The sequence below is a fragment of the Odoribacter laneus YIT 12061 genome (assembly GCF_000243215.1).
GTDB lineage: Bacteria > Bacteroidota > Bacteroidia > Bacteroidales > Marinifilaceae > Culturomica > Culturomica lanea.
Genome location: NZ_JH594596.1, coordinates 1,946,389 through 1,965,805, shown reverse-complemented (window position 1 = coordinate 1,965,805; position 19,417 = coordinate 1,946,389). Strand labels below are relative to the sequence as shown.

Below are 19,417 nucleotides of genomic sequence, written 5' to 3'. Positions count from 1 at the left end.
CTTCCGTTTATTTTTCTACCTTTGCATATAAATCATTCGTTGCCAATGAAAAAAGAGAATACTGTCAAGCTATATAATCCCGATTTTGTTCTGGAGATCAAACAAATCGTAGCCCAAGCCCGTCAAAAGGCATACGCCGCCATCAACTCGGCAATGGTCGATGCCTACTGGCAGATGGGCAAGCGTATCGTGGAGCAGGAGCAGTTCGGTAAGGAACGTGCCGACTACGGTGCGCAGCTATTGAAGTCGCTCTCGAAAGAGCTTACGGCGGAGTTCGGCAAAGGGTTTTCCGTAGGCTCACTTTATTATTATCGTCAATTCTACCTGACATTTCCTGAAATATTCGCTACACCGTGGCGAATATTGACGTGGTCTCACTATAAGCGTTTAATGCAGGTTTCCAATACCAATGCTCGTGCATGGTATCTGAAGGAGGCTGCCGAGCAGATGTGGAGCTACCGTACCCTCGACCGCAATATCGGTTCGCAGTATTACGAACGGCTGTTGCTCTCGCAGCATAAAGATACGGTCGAATCCGAGATGAAATCGCTGACCAAACCGTTCGAGCAAGACCGGATGGAGTTCATCAAGAACCCGACCGTCGCGGAGTTCATCGGCCTTGCTCCGAACAGCGACTTTTCGGAAACGGAGCTGGAGGGAGCCATCATCGGCAACCTGCAAAAATTCCTGCTCGAATTGGGTAAGGGCTTCTCGTTCGTGGCGCGTCAGAAATTGATCCGCACAGAGAAAAAGGACTACTTCATCGACCTCGTTTCTTAAATCGTTCGTGCTGATCGACCTCAAAACGACGACCATCACGCACTAAGACGTGGGGCAGATGGATATGTATGTCAGGATGTACGACGAGCGGGTACGGGGCGAGGGCGACAACCCGACTATCGGCATCGTCCTTTGTTCGGAAACCGACGAGGACATCGCCCGCTACTCCGTGCTGCACGACAACGACCGGCTGTTCGCCTCGAAATATATGCTCTATATGCCTACGGAGGAGGAATTGCGCGAGGAAATAGCACGGCAAAAAGAGTTTTTCCGCCTGCAACACGATAATTCCCCAAAAGAGGAGATATAGCCATGCCCTATGACGATGACGAATATATCTTTGATGACGCGGGCATAGATGATATGCCCGTCTTCCCGGAAAGCAGGCGGTTCGCCGGTCTCGATAACTACGAAAAGATGTCGTTACGGGATTATATCCGCTCGTGTATTCAGGAATATCGGGAGTGTTCCGGCAGGTTCCCGACGGAAAACGAATTGGTGGAAATCCGTAAACGAACGATGGGCGTATTGGAGGAAGATTGGCATATCACGTTGAAGAATGACAAGCAATGGCGACAATTCTTTCAGGACAATGTGGCGGCAGTCATTGCCCAACTGCAAAAAGAAACGGAGGGTAACGAATAATCGAATGCTACCCCTATGCTTCTTGTTAATGATCAAGATGAAGGTTATGTGAATTTTATAAGGCAAATTAAAACTTTCGCTGAAAAATATAATAAAATTGGATATAAAATATATCCAGCAATAGATGCAAACATCATAGAGGAAGAAATAAAAATCATAAAAGATAATATAAACGATAATACCCAACTATTTATCTTTTATGATCAGGGCTATATTGTTGATGGGCTTATAAGAATAGCAACAACAAGAGCAATAGATTGTTTGGGTAAAATATCTGCAATATTAGAATCAATCCATAATGTTGAGTATATATTTACCAGTACATCTTTTCCTGATAGTGTAACCAGTTTGAGCGGAAATATGAATGGGAAGATTAAATGTTCAGAAATATCCCTCTATGAACAAATTGTTAGTGCCATTACGAATATAAATGTATCCTATTCAGATTATGGTAGTATTACTCCGAAGCGTAATGATGAGGCAGCATATTATAGTAGAGGATGGACACCAAGAATAGATGTACCTGTAATTTCTCAACAGCAAATTTATTATTACCGCCAAAAAAGAGAAAAAAGAGATTATGCTGATGTTTACGTCGATGTTGCAAGTAAGTGCATATCAGATTCTCTCTTCCCCAAGGGTATTGATTGTTGGGGAGTTCAAACTATAAAAAGTGCAGCAGCAGGGCTTAAACCCGGAGCTACTCCATCGTTTTGGTTGTCTGTCCGAATGAATATTTTTATTATTGAACAATTAAAAAGATTATCTATAATCTAATGATATATAATTAGTATTCATTAAAATATCTTCATAATGCAATATTGTTTCAAGGTCGTTATTTGTCCAGCGACATTTACTTGATGTATGCTTTATGAATAGATTGTGTGCTTGAAAAAAGGAAAACAAATCATTATCAGATCTGGTATATTTAGAATATGGACTATTATTCCGAATATATGAAATTGGAATGGACATTAAAAGCTCTTTTTTGTCTATTAAATGATTTTTTTTTGCCCGTCGTTTATATACAATTTTCTTTGTCTTTGTTGAATAAAGGACAATGCCAACAAAGTCTGGTATAAGTTGTAGTTGGTCGAGATGATTAGCTGTAGTAGCTACATATATATAATCAAATAACTTACAGTAAGCATCTAATTGGGCTGGTAATCTGCGCATATCATCATTCCATGCTTTGATTTCATACGCGTAGCTTAAATTATCTTTACAAAAAACTAAATCGACAATCTTAGATTCTTCAGAAATCGTTAATTCACTGCAAACAACAAATGGTTTGCTGTTAATGTGAGCATAGTTATTGATTAATGCTGCTTTTATTATATTTTCATTTGGATGTAGATCTATTTTTCCAATTATCATATCATAATCAGTCAGTTGTATATTACTATTCTATCTCGAACAAATTTATTTTTCAAAAATACGAAAAAGAGGTTGCAGTTAATATAAGAAAAAAATATTATATTTGCAAGACAAATGATAAATAACGGGCAGACAAGAAGAAGTCATTAGGCGACTATGACAGACAAAATACCGTTACTAAATCGTTACAAGCGTACTTTTTGAAATAGTTATCACCTTGATAATGAGGATTTTCGGAGAGATTGGTTCATAACCCCTTCTCTCCGCTGAGAATCAGGGGGGTAAATCTAGAAAAGGATTTACACCCCCTTTTTTATTGCCTTAAAAGCAATATTTTTGTGTTGAAATCCGTAGAAATTTGAATAAAAACCTAGCAAAAACCTAGCAAATTTTTACCGATAGGATAGTGTTTCAAAAAGTGTGTAAATTCTCTCTTTTCTAATCTTTACAGAAAAATTTAAGCTAAGTGAGCAAGCAGTGAGTTTTAGATTAGCAAATCTAGGATGGATAAGTTTATATTAATATATCCCTGTAAACTCGTTTGGATTGTATTTTAGTTTTTCCAGTACTTGCCAGCATTGGTATAAACCTCGGGGGACGTGAAAACATCCTTTCCATTTCCCGCCTTTCAGAGGCAATAACACTTCTCCTTGCCGGTTGAGGTAGCCGAACCATTCCGGATATTCCGGATCGGCAAAATGTGCCCATACATATTGGTGTACTTTTTCAAACCAAGCCAGGCATTCTTGGGATCCCGTCAATTGATAACCTTTTAGCATAGAGATCAGTGTTTCGATGTGAACCCACCATAACTTCTGATCCCATTCCAATTGTTGTACCGGATGTCCCAGACGATCCATAAAATAGAAAATACCTCCGTGTTTTTTATCCCAACCGTACTCTACTTCTTGCAGGGCAATCTGTACGGCTTTTTCTACCAGTTCTTTGCGCTGGAGACGTACACCCAAGTCCATGATAAACCACATGGCTTCTATGGCATGCCCCGGATTTAGCAAGCGTCCGTCGAAATTGTCCAATAATTCTCCGCTTGTAGAAACATTCTCTACGATAAGTCCCAGTTCCGGACGATAGAACACCTCCATGACTTCGTGTATGCAAGTTTCTATTGTTTTTTGCATAAATTCTTTTTCCAGTAAGGGTTCTATTTCCAATGCCAGATTACACAAAATCATTGGCAGGGCAAAACCTTTCATATTGCGGGTGCCCGGATAGGTTTTATCCCATTTCCCTTTTGGATGATCGACTTTCGATAGTATAATATCAAATGTTTTTTTGGCAATATCGGCATATTCCTGCCGACCTGTTGCCAGACTCAATTGGCCGAATGCCAAAGTGGCAAATGTATAAGAGAAAATATTATAAGGTTCTACCAAAGGTTGGCCTTCCCGGGTGAGTGAAAAATACCAGTTGTACTTTCCGTCGTGTCCATATTTTTTCAAGAATTCGGCGCCTTGTACAGCACAGTCCAGCCATTCTTGCTTTTTTTCCACTTTATTGTAGAGCATGGCAAACATCCATACTTCCCGTCCTTGCAGCCAGATAAATTTATCGGTATCAAAGACATTTCCCTGCCGGTCCAGACAGGTAAAATACCCGCCGTATTCTTTGTCCTGGGATTTTTCTAACCAGAAAGGGAGCACTTTGTTCAACAATTCCTGTTTGTATTGTGCTGCTAATTTTTCAAAATAAACCATTCTTATCTAATTTTGTCAACATTATGTATTGAATCGTGTTCTAACTGTTTCCAAGTTAAGCCTTTCTGCTGTATTTTCAGGGGGAAAAACAGACTGAAAAGTAAACCTGTGCTCACGGAGACGACGATGCCTATTGCTCCGTACAATAGAAAAGATACAGGGGTATAAATGCTCAATGCAAAAACGGCCAGAGTTCCCGAAATAAATCCCAGTAAGGCTCCGCGGGCATCGATGCGATCGAAGAAAATTCCCATAATGAATAATCCGCCCAGACCGCTCGACAACAAACCCAGGATGGAATTGAAATAATCCAATAATGATAGTATGTTCCAGGTAGCCATCATCACTGCTAGCACTGTTCCCAGTCCTCCCGCTATAAAGGAAGACCAGCGTGCTACACTTACTATTTTTTTATCACTGGCCCGTCTGGCCCAATGTTTATAAACGTCCATGGAAAATGCTGTCGCTGTAGAATTGATATTAGAAGCTATCGTAGACATGGTCGCGGCAAAAATGGCCGCAATCAGTAAACCCGCTACTCCTATGGGCATCTGGCTCATCATGAAAAAGGGAAATATCGCATCTCCGTTGGAAAGAGTATAATCCAATTCTCCCGGTTGCGATTTAAAAAAAGTATATAAGCCGGTACCGATCAGATAAAAAATAACAGAGATAAATACGCTCATAAAACCGTTCATTAAAATACCTTTCCCTGCGCTTTTTTCATCTTTAGTGGTCAGGTAGCGTTGGATAACGGTTTGATCGGAGGTATAGGAAATCAGATTATTGGCGATACCTCCCAAGATAACAACCCAGAAAACGGCTTTTGTGCAATCGAAGCTCCAGTTAAATAACCGGAATTTATCGTGCTCTACTGCGATGTCAATAAAGCCACTCACTCCGCCTTCTGTGTGGAGAATGAGGTAAATAGCAGCGAACAAAGCCCCTCCGACCAGAATAAATCCTTGGATAACGTCTCCCCAGACGACCGCTTCCACTCCGCCCATAGTACAATAAATAACGGTTACGATTCCCATTAAAATGATACAGATATAGATATCAATGCCAGTTACTGTGGTCAAGGCCAGGGAAGGTAGATAGAGAACTAAGGCTGTACGGGCTACCATAAAGGAGATAAACAAAATACTGGCCATGAGACGGGTCGTGTAATTGAAACGTAATTGTAAATATTCGTAAGCACTGGTTACGTTCAAGCGACGGAAAAAAGGCAGATAATACTTTATGACAGGGAAGGAGACCAGCAAGATCATAATTAGCATGGGATAATACGTCCAGTCCGTGGCGAAAGATTTTGCCGGTATCGCCATATAGGTAATGGCGCTCAGCATGGTGGCATAAATACTAATGCCAGCTGCCCACCAGGGAATACGTCCCCCTCCTTTGAAAAAGTCGTCGCTGCTCGCAGCCCTTCGCATAAAATAATAGCCCAGAAGTAACATACTCAGCAGGTAAAGGATCAGAACGCTCCAGTTTACCCATCCGAAATGGGTTCTGGTTCCCATCTGTATCGCATACACAGCGGTTGAACGTACGCCCGGTTTGTTCTCGCCGTTGATGATGATCCAGTTTCCCTGATAGGGAACCAGGGCGGCTCCTGCCAAAGCCAATTGCGGAAAATGTCCTTCCGTGATCCAAGAATTCGTCAAAGTGTGATAAAGGAGCAGGCGACTGTTAAAGCGGTACCATTCTCCGGGATGTTTCAGATAATTTTTCTGTTCTTCCTGTAAGCGATTCCAAAGGGAATCGTTTTTGGTTTGCAAAGCTCGTTCCATGCAGAAGGGGCGGTTAATAGCTTCTGTAAAACGTTCTTTGTCAACGCCGCCCGTAAATACGATATGGTGACTTCCGGAAGGAGTGGCAGCACTCCCGACTAGAGCCAGTGTTTGAGTTTCTCCATAGGGTAAAATTTCTGCAACCGGATACCACTTTTTATCCCGTGGACTGTAACAGAGGCCGTCTGTGTGTACATAGCCTTCCTTTTCTGCCTGTGGAGGGCAATAACCGCCCATGACAAAAAAACGGCTTTCTTCGGAGGTATTCTGTACGGTTCCTACTGCTTGTACCCGACCTTTGCCGGGAAAAGATGGTAATTCTTCCCATTTCCGGGGATCATTCAGAAGGAGTGAAAAACAGCGGTTACCAGGTTTCCCGTCGATATGACCACCAGCCACATACACTTTCCCTCCTACTGTTGCTCCTGCCATATTGTCCATGTGGACCGGTAAATCGGGCCACTTTTCTATAATGATCTGCGATTTGCCCGCTTCTCTCTTCAATAGCCAACATTCTTTGAGTGCCCCCGTTTCGTCCCTACCGCCTATACAAAGGATTCCTTCTGGAATATTTATGCTTACTCCGTAGGCGGCCCGCCGGGGAATTTTACCGGCTTTTTTCCAGCGGGCATCTTCTTGTAAAGGGTTCTCTAGAACATAGATATCGTCATAGTATACTTTTTGAGCACTATCGGCTGTGGCTCCTTCCGGAAAATTGCAACCTCCGGCTACCACCAGGACATTCCCGATCGCACCAGCGTAAGGAGCAGAAATCCCCTGCTCAAATTTTTCTTCTCCTGAAACGATCAGATCATCCAGCTTTTTTAAACTGACAGTATTGTGGTGATTGTCCCTGATCGGTACCGAACGGTCTGAGTAATTTTCCCCTGTATAGAGACCGGCTTTTACAGGAACAGAAAAAAATAATACAAATAAAAGGAGATCGTATAGTATGGCTATCTTCATGATTTTAAGGCTCTATAGATATTCGGATTCCTCCCCTAATGTAATAAGACCAGGATTTATACCCTTCAGCGGATCGGTTGATAAAAGCCATTGGCTTTCATTTTTTACCGATTACAACGGCTAAAAAAATCGATGGCTTCCAGTTCTGCTTTCATTGCATTCTCTTCTTCTTCGGTCATATTCCGGAAGGGGGTGCGGTTCTTACCCAAATCCAGTCCGATCAGCTTCATAATGCGTTTTCCTCCTACGATATTGCCCCGGTAATTACAGATAACGTTGATAACCGCCTGGGAAAAATTTTGTAATTCCCTGGCTTTTTCAATATCTCCGGCTGCCCAGGCTTCCAATATGCCCACCAGGGCACGTCCGTTGTAATTGGTCGTGCCTCCTATACCTCCTTGTGCTCCCCCCATGGCCAGACAAGGCAAAATTGTTTCATCCTGCCCGTGCAGCATGTCAAACTTACCTTCCTTATAGAGACGACATTGATTGTATTCGTATAAACTTTCGTAGGTGTACTTGATGCCGGCAAAATTGGGAATACGTCCGTCAACAGCTTTTAAAAAGTCGAGCATAGGCAGATAAGCATTATTGAATGCCGGAATATGGTAATAATAAAAGGGTAATTCCGGTGCCCCGCAAGCAATTTCTTCACAATAATTCACCAGTTCTTCGATGCGTCCTATTTTGGGGAAAGGTGTGGCCATGGCTCCGGTTCCCCAAGCGCCGATTTCCTGGGCGTGAGCTGCCAGACGACGGCTTGTTTTCACGCAAGTGCTTCCCACATGTACAATCACCTTAAATCCTTGCGGAGCTACTGCCATCCATTTCTCAGCCAACTTCATCCGCTCTGTTTCTGTCAACAGATAGCCTTCGCCCGAGGAACCGTTAATAAAAACACCTTGTAAACCGTTGTTTTTCAATAAGCGGGCGTACGATTCGATCGGTTCATAATTTACTTCTCCATTTTCATAAAACGGAGTAAAAGGGGCATCGATTAATCCTTTAATTTTTTCCATTCTTTATATCTTAAAACTTGTTCCCGATTTTAATGAATTATTCCTTTTGTGTACAAGGATAGGAGGGCTCCGCTATCCTTCTCCCTGCTTCAGGAGATGAGATAAGCCTACTTATCGTAATCAATTTTTGATTCTTCTATACGTACTTTGGCAATTGCTTTTTTAATTTTTTCCTGGCCTATGCAAGGAGCATGTCCATCTTCCGGGAAAAATACGGCAAATTTTCCGGGGGTTAATTTAAAATAGAGGGCAGCCTTGTCGGTATAAAAGGTGATGTCTTCTTTTACATTATAAACTTGCCGGGGATGAACCAACAAACTGCGGGATTCCCAGGCATATATTTCTTCCCCGTTTAAGGGAAACTGGATGTCAATATAATTATTGTGAGTTTCCAATACAGCCTCGTTTTTTTCTTTTCCCTGAACTTCTGCTATATTAATATATAGCCGTTCTCCATCCAGTTCTATTCTTCCTAAGTCGAATTTTGCCAGATCGTGTGTCTTCACATAATCAAATACCTGTTTAAAAGCGGAATGTAATTTTTCCGTTGCGGCACTATTTTTCAAAGCATCTATAACCATATCTTGAAGGTTTAAAATTCTTCTCCGTTTCCTTAGCTATTATTCCGATTAATAGTTACAAACGTAATACATAATTTTACAAGGTCAAAAACATATATTAAATATTTTTAAAAATAAAGCATGTATTTATAAATATTTTCGTAAATCCGAAAATGCATTTTGCTGTCGTTTTTTGAGCGGTCCTAAACTTATTATTTCCGAACAGAACAGTAGGGTTCAGAGGATGTTCATGATTTTGGCGCGTATAAGCATAGCTACTCCAAGGACACTGGCATTGTCTCCTAATTTAGATATCTTAAAACATGTATCTTTACTGATAAGGCTGAGGGCATATTTGTTAATGGCTGTTTTCAGTGGTAACATAAAATAATCTCCTACCAGCGACAGGGTTCCACCGATCACAATTAATTCGGGATTTAGTAAATTGATCAATATGCCCACTCCTCTTCCGAGTTTTTCTGCAATTTCTGAAATCAGGGAGATGGCCAGCATATCGTCGTTATGAGCCGCCTGAATAATATCGTAAAGCAAGATTTCTTTTCCTTTTTTCCATTGTTTTGAAAGGACAGAGATTTCTCCGGCTTTCATATGTTCCACAAACATTTTTTCCAGAGCTAATCCCGAAGCTTCTGTCTCGAGACAGCCTTTTTTTCCGCAAGAACAGAGAATCTCATTGGGGAACAAGGGAATATGTCCGAATTCTCCGGCAAAGCCCGTTTTCCCGGAATAAAGTTTATTGTCGATCAGTATTCCGACCCCTACTCCCCTTCCAATATTCAGGAAAATTACATTTTTTTCTTCTTTCACAACCCCCGCTGTTTTTTCTGCATACATCATGGCCCGGCTGTCATTTTCTATGTAGGCACGAATTCCTAAACGTTGCTGTAATACCTCAGTCAAGGGGATTTCGTTGAAATTAAAATAAGTATAACTATATCCGCTATTGGAGTCCACTCTTCCGGTCAAGCTAAAACCGATACCGATAATCTCTTTTCTATTCATTCCGATCTCGGAGATAAATTTTTCTGTTTCCTGACATACCTGTTCCAAGGCTTCCGGCGTGTTTTCCAATACAAAAGGTACTTCTTGTTTTTTATGCAATATATATCCTTTAAAATCCAGAAGTACGAATTCCAGACGTCGCCTTCTGATGTCTACTCCTAAAAAATAGAAAGCATCGGCTGCCAGGCCAAAGACGTTGGGGCGTCTTCCTCCGGCTGTTTCCAATTTACCCAGATCTGTCAGGTATCCTTCTTCTTTTAACTCCTGAATTAACTTTGTGACCGTCGGAACACTCCAGGTGAGTTCATTTGACAAATCTGCTATGGTGGCTTCTTCGTGAGTGGTAAGATAGGATAAAATAGCCTTCTTCAAAAGATTATTTTTGTATTCTGCTGCTGAGCTTCTATCTTTCCCGAATTTCAATACATTTCCCCAATCGTCCATGATGATTTTTGGGTTAAAAATAATGAATTTGCGCATATAAAAGGGAGAGTTATTTTATTATTATTTTTAAGGATTGTTTGGTTAAAAAAGTTTCAAGATATTTTAAAATACTTTAAATTTGAAAAAATGAAAGTATATCATGTAGCGTTATTTGATTTATTAGTCCGATACAGGAAAGAGATGAATTTAAAAGCAAAATTTTAGCTTTTGAGGTTTTGCATTTCTTTTCAAAATGGGTTCGTGTGAGAGAAATAAATGGAATTAAAATTTCAGATTCCTATTGGTTAACGGGAACCGAAGATTTAACGCATCAAGGTCTGAAAGATCTTGGTGAACAGGTTGGGAAAGCTGTTAATGGATTAAAAAATTTTTTAGACCCTTTCTTTAAAAGAGATCGGGTAATTTATAGGGTTATACATTCTGAATAAATAAGTGGATGAATAAAACTGTTTTTAATTTTTAAAATGTATGAGGAAAAGATTTTTTTTATTTGCTGCAATAGCTTCTTTGCTATTGGGCGCGTGTTCGGACGATGATGTTAAGCCGGAACCAAAGCCTGGTTCGGGTAAGGGAATGTTAGTTGTAAAAGCTTCTCTACAGCTTATAAGTGAGGATGCTGGAGCAGAGGGGCAAGCCGCTTTACCGGTTGATTTTACTGGTTATTCTTTGACTTTGAAGGGACCAGAAGGTACTCAGGAACTGGATTTTGTAGAAAATGATACAATTGAAGATTTAGCAGTAGGGAAATACGAGCTTACCTTGAGTTCCCATAAGACAGCTTTTACGGAACCGGCCTTTGAAATGCCTGTTTATAAGGGGACTGTGGAAGCTATTATTGTGGAGGATGAAATTACGGAAACAAACGTACTTGCTACTCAAGATAATGCGGGTGTATTTTTCGTGTATGATGCTTCTCTGGAAGAGACTCAATATGCGGATATCGTCCCGGCTGTGGGATATGAGGGCAAAGCTCTCTCCTTTGTCGATGCCGATCGGGAACGTAAAGGATATTTCCCTGCCGGTAATTTGGCTATTGCCTTAAAAGGAGGTGAGAAGGAATTGCTTATCGAGGGGGAAGCGGAAAAGCTGCTGGCTGTAGAAGCTGCTCAGCTTTGGAAAATGACGTTAAAGGCGGATGAAAAGAATACAAATCTAATATTGACGGTGGTCGAAATAAACGATCCTCAAAATGTATTGACTTGGAAAGTAGGACCTGTACCTCCACCTGTAGAAGGAACGCCGATAGAGGGAAGTGCTCTGATAGATTATCCCGAAGGACAGGCGACCACGATCACTACACTTACTGTTACGGGAGCTATTCCTTCAGAAGAAGCTTGGAGAGCCCTTAACAAATTTACAGCTCTTGAACATCTCGTATTATACGACGAGAATGGCATAATGCCTGATTATTTATTCTATGATGAGTCGGCAAAGCAACCTACAATGCCCCAATTGATTTCTGTTAAAGCTCCTTATCTAACGGGAATCGGATCGCATTCACTTTTTGCGTCTAACATACAAACGCTTGAAATGCCTGTTTTGAAAAGTATTGGACAATTTGGACTGGCTGGCTGTATGAATTTAGAAACGCTTTCTTTTCCTGAATTGGAAACCTTGGAAAATTATGCTTTATCTGAATGTATTGGACTTACTTCAGTAGATATGCCAAAAGTAGGAATGTTGGCACAAGGAACATTTGATATGTGCAAAAAACTGGTTGAGGTTAACTTGCCTAATGCTACAGAAGCAGGTTCCGGTGTTTTTTTCAGATGTGATGCTCTGGAATCTATTTCTCTGCCTAAGCTTGTCAGAGCTGGCGATAATTTCCTGTCGCATTGTGCTATGCTTAAAAATGCTCAATTGCCGGAGTTAGAGGAATGTGGGAAAGCCTCTTTTGCCGTCTGCACTTCTTTGGAAAGCCTGGATGCTCTTCATATGCCCAAATTACAAGCGATAACAGAGGATATGTTCTATAGGTGTGAAAAATTGACAGAGGCAAGTCATAGTAATATCCAATCTATTGGTAATAGAGCTTTTCAGGAATGTTTTGCCCTGCAGCATTTGTCTTTTGCCAGTGTGCTGAATGTAGGAGTACAGGCATTTGAGTCGTGTACGGCTCTTCAATCGGCATCTATGCCTAAAGCTGAGACGATTTCAGAAAAGGCTTTTTATAAATGTACTGTATTGACCACGGTTGATATCTCTTCGGCAAAGCAGGTGATGGATTTTGCTTTTTGTTTGGACTATGAATTGACGAATCTGAATATGAGCGCTGTAGAGGTACTGGGTAATTCAGCATTTTATAATACTAAAATCGTAACACTTGACATGCCGAAACTGACTTCTTGCGGTAAAGAAACTTTCCGGAAATGTACCGCTTTAGAAAGTGTCTCCATGGCGAAATTGACAGCTTTATCTAATTATATGTTTGGGGAATGTACGGCATTGAAAATCGTGAATGCTCCGGCTGTGGAAACTTCGGCAGACGGACATGCCTTTAACGGTTGTTCGGCTATAGAGAGAGTCTCTTTCCCTGCTATGAAAGTCGTCGGAAATAATTTATTTTCAGGAGCTGTTTCCCTAAAAGAAATTGCCTTGCCTATCGCAGAGACGATTGGTAATAATGTATTTGCACGGGCTTCTCTCACTGAAATCAATTTGCCAAAGGCTGTTACATTGGGCACTTATGTATTTGACAGATGCGAGAAACTTACGAAGGTACAATTACCGTTGGTAAATACGGTAGGTAATTACGCTTTTACCTCCTGTACCGCATTGGAAACATTGGAATTACCCAATGTATTTACGATCAGTTTAGGGACATTTAACGGTTGTACGGCATTGAAAGACGTAAGTCTGCCTGTTGTTAATAATATAGGTAAATGGGCTTTCAGAAACTGTACGGCTTTGACAGAATTGAGATTAGGGACAACCGAAGAGATCACTTTCGGAGATCTTGTATTTGCACATCTTCCTGTACAAGATCCGCAAACCATTACTCCTAACTGTGATTTGAAACTCAATCAGAGCGGCGCAGAAATAGGAAACATCAATGGAAACGTCTGGAAAGACTATACCTGGAAAAGCATCACAACTTTTACACGTTAGGGACGTGCCCTAATGTGTAAAAAGTAATAAGAGAACGGTTCTTTTTTCAATATATTTAAGAAAATAGGGAAGGGAGAAAAATTTAAGATTATTGTGGTCCTGACGTTACATGAGTTATACCATAAAAATCGGTTGTAAACGTGCTTGAAGTGGATCTTATGATTTAATTAAGCATAGCTTCCAGTTTATAAAAGAAAATATTGAAAAAAGAACCGTCTCTTTACCTCCGAATAAGAGACCGATAAAAAAGAATGTGTATGTTATTTAATAATGGTTTGTACGCGGCCTTCTTTAAAAAACAGATAAAAAGAACTGTTATACATCCATTGGATTTCTCCGCCTGTTTCCATAATAGTCAAAGGTTTACCGAAGGCCAGACGGCATTCGTCTTCCGTCATACCTTTTACCGGTTTTTGAATACTGATTTCTGACCAGTGGGTAATTGGAGAAAGCGAATGAGTTTCTATAAAATCAAACATTTTGTTGAGTAATAAAGATTCAGTCTGTACAAAATCATCCCTTGTTTGTTTATGTGCCTCTTTTTTGTTAGGAAATAATTTTTCCATAGGAGTAACTTTTCTCATTAACAACGGGGGAGCTTCTATCAAGATATTGGAGAGATAATAGGTAAGTTTTCCATCTGCTACTCGAAAAATAGCTTGACAATAATAGGTATTTTTTTGATTTGAACCGGCTTGGGAAGCCAATGTAAGATCGCAAGTAAAGCTTTTCGCCGGGACATTGACTTCTACAATTCCTTCTCTCAGTTTAGGGCAGATATTTTCGATTGTCCACAGTAAAGCGTTGGCATAAATTTCTTCGTCTTTCTGATGGGGAAAGGGCGTAAAACCGCTGACGACATATTGATTCCCGTCAGTACTGAGGGGGTAAATTTTCCTGCTTTCCGTAAATGTTTGTGCATAAGATGAAAATACTCCCAACAGGAGGCAGCAGATCATCCCTAAGTGTTGTTTGATCATATACATTATTTTTAAAAGGAAAAAAATGAGGGTTATAAAAGCCGAAACTTTTATAATGCCCTCATGTACAATAAGATTAATAATTTAAAAAGCTACTCCCAAGCGGATAGAGAAGTTATTCGTATAGAATTTATAGTTTTTGATTGCTTCTACGAATCCGCGTTGGAAATTGAAATCGAGATTGAATCTATTATACCAGACTCCGAACCCGGCATTCAGACCTGCGTCAAAACGTTGCCAATCCATGTCCAATCCGTTAGGATCGTCCCAGTCTCCCATGCTGATATCCTCTTTTTCTCCTTCATATTCGAATTTGACTTTACCTGTATAGTCGACGCTGACAAAAGCACCTAAGTGTATGTCTACTTTCAAAGCCTCTGTAATTCCATAGCGGTATCCAAATGTAAATGGAGAAATTTGTACGTTATGGGCTATCAACTTTTCTTCAAACCCCTCGTATTCGTATTTATATCCCCGGGAACCGAGCCCAAATTCCATTCCCCAGTACATGCCGAAATTTCCCATTGGTTTCAGAAAACCGTAAGAAACATTGTATCCTATCTTCTTGTCTTCCTCAGCATCATCTCCTGTAAAATTCATCATATTTAATCCTACGCGCCAATAGTGTTCGGTTTGAGAGGGACGATCCGGTTTCGAATTAATACCTACACTTCTGGATGATACAATTTGTGCCTGCATGCTCGTACACAATAAAATGGCTGCTACAAAAAATACTACTCTTTTCATATTAACGTTATTTTAAAGTATATAATGGTGTTTTATTTCGTATCTATAAACCGATTTTTAACTTGTCTTTACCAGATTTTCTATTTTACAATAGCAGAAATTTTTTCTCTGTCGGCTGTGGTTAAGGTTTTTTCCATGCGAATCCATTCGTAGTCAGAGGCTTCTGCTGTTTTCCAATTTGCAAAAGTGGCAGGGTAGCCTACTACTGTGACAATATAACCTGTCCCTTCGTCATTTGTTTTGATATTAAATGTCGCAGCTACAATTACATCGGCATTATGTTTCTGGGAGGACATATAGACTGCATAACTGCGGATATTCACGATGTCCCCTTTCATTTCTGTTTCGGCTTGATCTTTTGTAAGGGGCCATTCGTCTTTAATGCGTCCTTTCGTTTTGTCTACGATCAGTTCTACAGTCAGCGGATGTACATACGCATTGGAAGTTACATCAAGCAGACGTGCCTGTGTTTCTTGCATTTTTACGGTTACTTTCTGTGCATAGGTCTCGGCGGTTCCCCAAGCAAGAACGAGTAAGGCAATTAAAATGAATCTTTTCATGTTTTTGAGTGTTTTAATGGTGTTGTATTGTATAATTATTTTACTTTTTTGAATTGTCATGACTTTTATTCTCTAGCTTATTGATTCTAGTTAATCAGTCTCTCCCAAATAGTTTGGGGATATACTGAAAGGTATTTTGATAGAATTATTATTTTTCCACGATAATTCAATCTATCTCTATAATTTTGATATAGTGCCGGACATACTGATCTGTTGAGAGCTTTCCATAGATATAAGTTTTTGATTATTAAAAGGGCATTTTCAAATTAAAATGAACATTTTTTAAGACGCCTGTTCCGATTTTTGAAAAGATTATTAAATATTTTTAATAGTTTGAAAGAAAATATATTATAATTTTTGTATATTTGCGTTTGTAAAAATGTGTGTAACAAAATTAAATGTTCGTTTATTTTGTATATTTAAATTCTATTTTATATAGATAAAATAGAAGAATATGTTTCTCACCTATCATCTGAATTTTTTTATAAATTGAGTTTTATAACTCAATGATATCCAATTAAATATTTATGAATTTTTCAAACTCATTCCTTACTGATTATTTATATGGATTATGCCGATAGGACCGTTACGATAAGGCTAAACAAAATTCCCTATCATTTTACACAGTAGGGACGTGCCCTAATGTGTAATTTTTACATCATTTTGCTTATAAGAAATTTAGATGAGGGAGATATTCAGAAGAATTTCTGTTTTTCGCCAAAAAGGTCCGTCCCTCTGGATGTCTCCCTAGATAAAAATTTAAAAGAAAATATCCTTTGTGAGATGGGGGAAAGGTATTATTATGGGTTCAAGCAATTTTTTCTTGTCATTTTTACACAATAGGGACGTGCCCTAATGTGTCATTTTTACATCATTTTGCTTATAGGAAATTTAGATGAGGGAGATATTTAGAAGAATTTCTGTTTTTCGCCAAAAAGGTCCGTCCCTCTGGAGGGATAAGAAAGGTCTATTTCTCTCTGTTATCGGCGGCGAAAGAGGAGAAGGCCGAGAATAGTAATAAGTCCGTTGATCAGGAGAATTTCAAAACCGAAGCGGTAGCCGTTTAAAAGAAAGACTGAATACCGGTCAATAAGTACGGTGAAGAGGATAGAGAAAAAAGCGATATAAGGGATGGCTTTGTCCTGTATACGGATTTGAAAGAAGATACCGATAAAGAACAGACCCAGCAAAGGGCCATAGGTATAGCCGGCGAATTTGAAAATAGCATAGACGACGCTTTCGTTGTTAAAGGCATTGAAAAGGATAATTACAGCGGCTAGGATTGCTGCATTAACCAGATGGGTATAAAAGCGTATCCGTTTTTGCCATTTTTCTGGTTGGTGCTGAATATTCAATATATCGACGGTGAAGGAAGTGGTCATGGCGATTAGAGCCGAGTTGGCACTGGAAAAGGCTGCGGCAATTACTCCCAGCATAAAGAAAATGCCGGTAGCCAGGGAAAGATAATGGGTAGCTAAAAGAGGATAAATACTATCTGTTTTTGCTGGAATGGGAATTCCATTGGTTTGCATATAAATAAAAAATAGGACGCCCAGACACATAAAAATAAAATTTACAGGTATAAACGCCAGGCTGAAAGAGAGAAAATTCTTTTTGGCTTCCCGAATGTTTTTCAGGCTTAAATTTTTTTGCATCATGTCCTGGTCCAATCCATTCATAACGATAGCGATAAAAATACCGGCAATAAATTGTTTCCAGAAATTGTTTGGATTAGACCAAAAATTTTGAAAATCGAAAATTTGGGCTTGCGGATTATGAGCCATAGAGGAAATCATTTCTCCCAAAGAAAAGCCCAGTGCTTTTTGAATGGAGAAAATTGTAAATATGACGGCGAATACCAGAAAAAAAGTTTGAATAAGGTCAGTCCAGATAATGACTTTAATACCTCCTTTAAATGTGTAAGCCCATAAAATAAATACAGAGAAAAGGACATTCAGGACAAAAGGTATGTGCAGGGGTGCGAAAATCATAATTTGCAGAACCAGAGTGACAATAAAAAGCCGGAAGGCTGCTCCGATCATTTTGGAAAGTAAAAAAAGCGAAGCGCTGGTTTTATAAGCGCGATAGCCGAATCTTTGCTCCACATAAGTATAAATAGACGTCAGATTTAGTTTGTAATACAAGGGTAGCAAGATGTGGGCGATCAGGATATAACCTACGAAGTTTCCGAGAATAACAGCGAAATAAGTCATTTTGGCCGGGGAAGACACCCAGCCGGGTACAGAGATAAAAGTGACTCCGGAGAGCGTTGTTCCGATCATTCCGAAAGCTACGGCCCACCAAGGGGATTTACCTCCGCCTTTATAAAAATCTGCGGCAGTGGAATGCCGGGAGGTATACCAAGAAATCAGAAGAATAAGGGCAAAATAAGCTGTTAAAATAAATATCGAGAGCCAGGGATTCATGACGGTTGATTTTCAGGGATTTTTATAAAATGAAGCAACAGAAAACTGGGAATTGTACAGAACATTACCCAGAGGAAAAAAGTCAGATAACTGGTGTGTTCCTGTATATAACCGGAACCCATACCGGGAAGCATAAGTCCTAAAGCCATAAATCCTGTGCAAAGTGCATAATGGGCCGTTTTATGTTCTCCGGCGCTGAAAAGGATCAGATAGAGCATATAGGCTGTAAAACCGAAACCATAGCCGAATTGTTCTACTGCCACACAGGAAGAGATCAACAGCAGATTTTCCGGCTGGGCGTATGCTAAATATACATATACGAGGTTGGGAATATTCATGGCGATTGTCATTCCTAACAGCCAATATTTTAAACCTTTGCGGGCTGTCACAATGCCGCCGAGTATTCCTCCGGCAGCTAAGGCAATAATGCCGATTGTCCCATATATAAAGCCTACTTCGGAGGTGTCCAGTCCTAATCCTCCCACCGTACGGGAGTCTAACATAAAAGGAGAGGCTAATTTAAGCAGTTGGGATTCTGCTAAACGGAATAGCAACATAAAACACAGGGCTTGGCCAATGTGTTTCTTTTTGAAAAATGAAACAAAAGTATTTATAAAATCTTGAAAAAATGCCCGGCTTTGTCCAGCTTTTTTGTCATCAGAAGGTTTCGGCAGGATAAAAATATGATAAATGGCGAACAGGAAAAAAAGGATAGAAAGACTTCCGATGGCAATGGACCAAGCCGTGGCCAGTGGGAGTCTTTTTTCCAGTGTCCCGGCAAGCATGACCGCCAAACCTTGGCCGATAATCAATGCCAAGCGGTAGAACGTACTGCGGATTCCCACAAAGTAAGCTTGTTGGCGTGGGGTTAAGCCATACATATAAAATCCGTCTGCGGCGGTGTCGTGGGTAGCGGAGCTAAATGCCAACAGCCAGAAAAAAACCAGGGAATACCTGAAAAAATCATCTCCGGGTAAAGAAAGGGCGACTCCGGCCAAACCGATACCGATAAAGAATTGCATAGTGGTAATCCACCACCTTTTGGTTTTAAAGAGGTCCACTACCGGACTCCAAAGAGGTTTAATGACCCAAGGGAGATACCACCAGCTGGTGTAGAGAGCTATATCGGTATTCGAAACTCCAAATCGTTTAAAGAGTATGCCTGCTACCGTCATGACCATGACGTACGGGATACCTTCTGCCAGGTAGAGGGAAGGTATCCAATACCAAGGATTAGGAGTTGTCTTATCGTTTATATGCCCCATAATGTGTTT

The 19,417-nt window shown here is 40.2% G+C and carries 15 protein-coding genes and 1 pseudogene; 5 read left to right on the top strand and 11 right to left on the bottom strand.

What is annotated here, in order from left to right; translation table 11 throughout:
- Positions 1-45: 45 nt before the first annotated feature.
- The 3 genes and pseudogenes from HMPREF9449_RS08205 (at position 46) to HMPREF9449_RS08195 (ending at position 2,202) form a co-directional block, all read left to right on the top strand.
- A pseudogene (locus HMPREF9449_RS08205) lies at positions 46-1,090 on the top strand (PDDEXK nuclease domain-containing protein).
- Between the two features lie 2 nt (positions 1,091-1,092).
- On the top strand, positions 1,093-1,425 hold the full coding sequence (locus HMPREF9449_RS08200) for a hypothetical protein (protein ID WP_009136791.1): 333 nt from the start codon (positions 1,093-1,095) through the stop codon (positions 1,423-1,425).
- 15 nt (positions 1,426-1,440) lie between these two features.
- The gene (locus tag HMPREF9449_RS08195; protein ID WP_009136790.1) at positions 1,441-2,202 is read left to right on the top strand and encodes a beta family protein; all 762 of its coding nucleotides are present in this window, start codon (positions 1,441-1,443) and stop codon (positions 2,200-2,202) included.
- Here the strand turns inward: HMPREF9449_RS08195 and HMPREF9449_RS15880 are convergent.
- The 6 genes from HMPREF9449_RS15880 to HMPREF9449_RS08165 all read right to left on the bottom strand — a co-directional run bounded on the left by HMPREF9449_RS15880 (position 2,188) and on the right by HMPREF9449_RS08165 (position 10,358).
- Positions 2,188-2,802, bottom strand: coding sequence for a sce7726 family protein (locus HMPREF9449_RS15880; RefSeq protein WP_009136789.1), 615 nt, complete (start codon positions 2,800-2,802; stop codon positions 2,188-2,190). The two genes, HMPREF9449_RS08195 and HMPREF9449_RS15880, sit on opposite strands and share 15 nt — an antisense overlap.
- 518 nt (positions 2,803-3,320) lie before the next feature.
- Positions 3,321-4,517 carry an AGE family epimerase/isomerase gene (locus HMPREF9449_RS08185; protein WP_009136788.1) on the bottom strand — a complete coding sequence of 399 codons (1,197 nt, stop codon included), beginning with the start codon at positions 4,515-4,517 and terminating at the stop codon, positions 3,321-3,323.
- A gap of 2 nt (positions 4,518-4,519) precedes the next feature.
- Complete coding sequence (locus tag HMPREF9449_RS08180) at positions 4,520-7,276, bottom strand: cyclically-permuted mutarotase family protein (protein ID WP_009136787.1); 2,757 nt, start codon at positions 7,274-7,276, stop codon at positions 4,520-4,522.
- Between the two features lie 104 nt (positions 7,277-7,380).
- On the bottom strand, positions 7,381-8,295 hold the full coding sequence (locus tag HMPREF9449_RS08175; protein ID WP_009136786.1) for a dihydrodipicolinate synthase family protein: 915 nt from the start codon (positions 8,293-8,295) through the stop codon (positions 7,381-7,383).
- A gap of 107 nt (positions 8,296-8,402) precedes the next feature.
- Positions 8,403-8,876 carry a YhcH/YjgK/YiaL family protein gene (locus HMPREF9449_RS08170; protein ID WP_009136785.1) on the bottom strand — a complete coding sequence of 158 codons (474 nt, stop codon included), beginning with the start codon at positions 8,874-8,876 and terminating at the stop codon, positions 8,403-8,405.
- 216 nt (positions 8,877-9,092) lie between these two features.
- Positions 9,093-10,358, bottom strand: a complete 1,266-nt coding sequence (locus HMPREF9449_RS08165) for an ROK family transcriptional regulator (protein WP_009136784.1) — start codon at positions 10,356-10,358, stop codon at positions 9,093-9,095.
- Positions 10,359-10,564: 206 nt separating this feature from the next.
- Between HMPREF9449_RS08165 and HMPREF9449_RS08160 the strand changes: the two genes are divergently transcribed.
- Positions 10,565-10,750: a hypothetical protein gene (locus tag HMPREF9449_RS08160; protein ID WP_040611282.1), complete on the top strand. Its 186-nt coding sequence runs from the start codon at positions 10,565-10,567 to the stop codon at positions 10,748-10,750.
- 40 nt (positions 10,751-10,790) lie between these two features.
- Positions 10,791-13,430, top strand: coding sequence for a leucine-rich repeat protein (locus HMPREF9449_RS08155; RefSeq protein ID WP_009136783.1), 2,640 nt, complete (start codon positions 10,791-10,793; stop codon positions 13,428-13,430).
- A 260-nt stretch (positions 13,431-13,690) separates the two neighbouring features.
- On the opposite strand, the gene HMPREF9449_RS08150 is transcribed toward HMPREF9449_RS08155, so the two are convergent.
- The 5 genes from HMPREF9449_RS08150 to HMPREF9449_RS08125 form a co-directional block, all read right to left on the bottom strand.
- Entirely contained in the window at positions 13,691-14,410 is a 720-nt protein-coding gene (locus HMPREF9449_RS08150; RefSeq protein ID WP_009136782.1) for a hypothetical protein, read from the bottom strand.
- A gap of 84 nt (positions 14,411-14,494) precedes the next feature.
- Entirely contained in the window at positions 14,495-15,157 is a 663-nt protein-coding gene (locus HMPREF9449_RS08145) for an outer membrane beta-barrel protein (protein ID WP_009136781.1), read from the bottom strand.
- An 80-nt stretch (positions 15,158-15,237) separates the two neighbouring features.
- Positions 15,238-15,717 carry a hypothetical protein gene (locus HMPREF9449_RS08140; RefSeq protein WP_009136780.1) on the bottom strand — a complete coding sequence of 160 codons (480 nt, stop codon included), beginning with the start codon at positions 15,715-15,717 and terminating at the stop codon, positions 15,238-15,240.
- Between the two features lie 980 nt (positions 15,718-16,697).
- Complete coding sequence (locus HMPREF9449_RS08130; RefSeq protein WP_009136779.1) at positions 16,698-18,143, bottom strand: sodium:solute symporter; 1,446 nt, start codon at positions 18,141-18,143, stop codon at positions 16,698-16,700.
- Positions 18,140-19,408: an MFS transporter gene (locus HMPREF9449_RS08125; RefSeq protein WP_009136778.1), complete on the bottom strand. Its 1,269-nt coding sequence runs from the start codon at positions 19,406-19,408 to the stop codon at positions 18,140-18,142. Before HMPREF9449_RS08125 ends, HMPREF9449_RS08130 begins: the two co-directional genes overlap by 4 nt.
- Between the last annotated feature and the right edge of the window lie 9 nt (positions 19,409-19,417).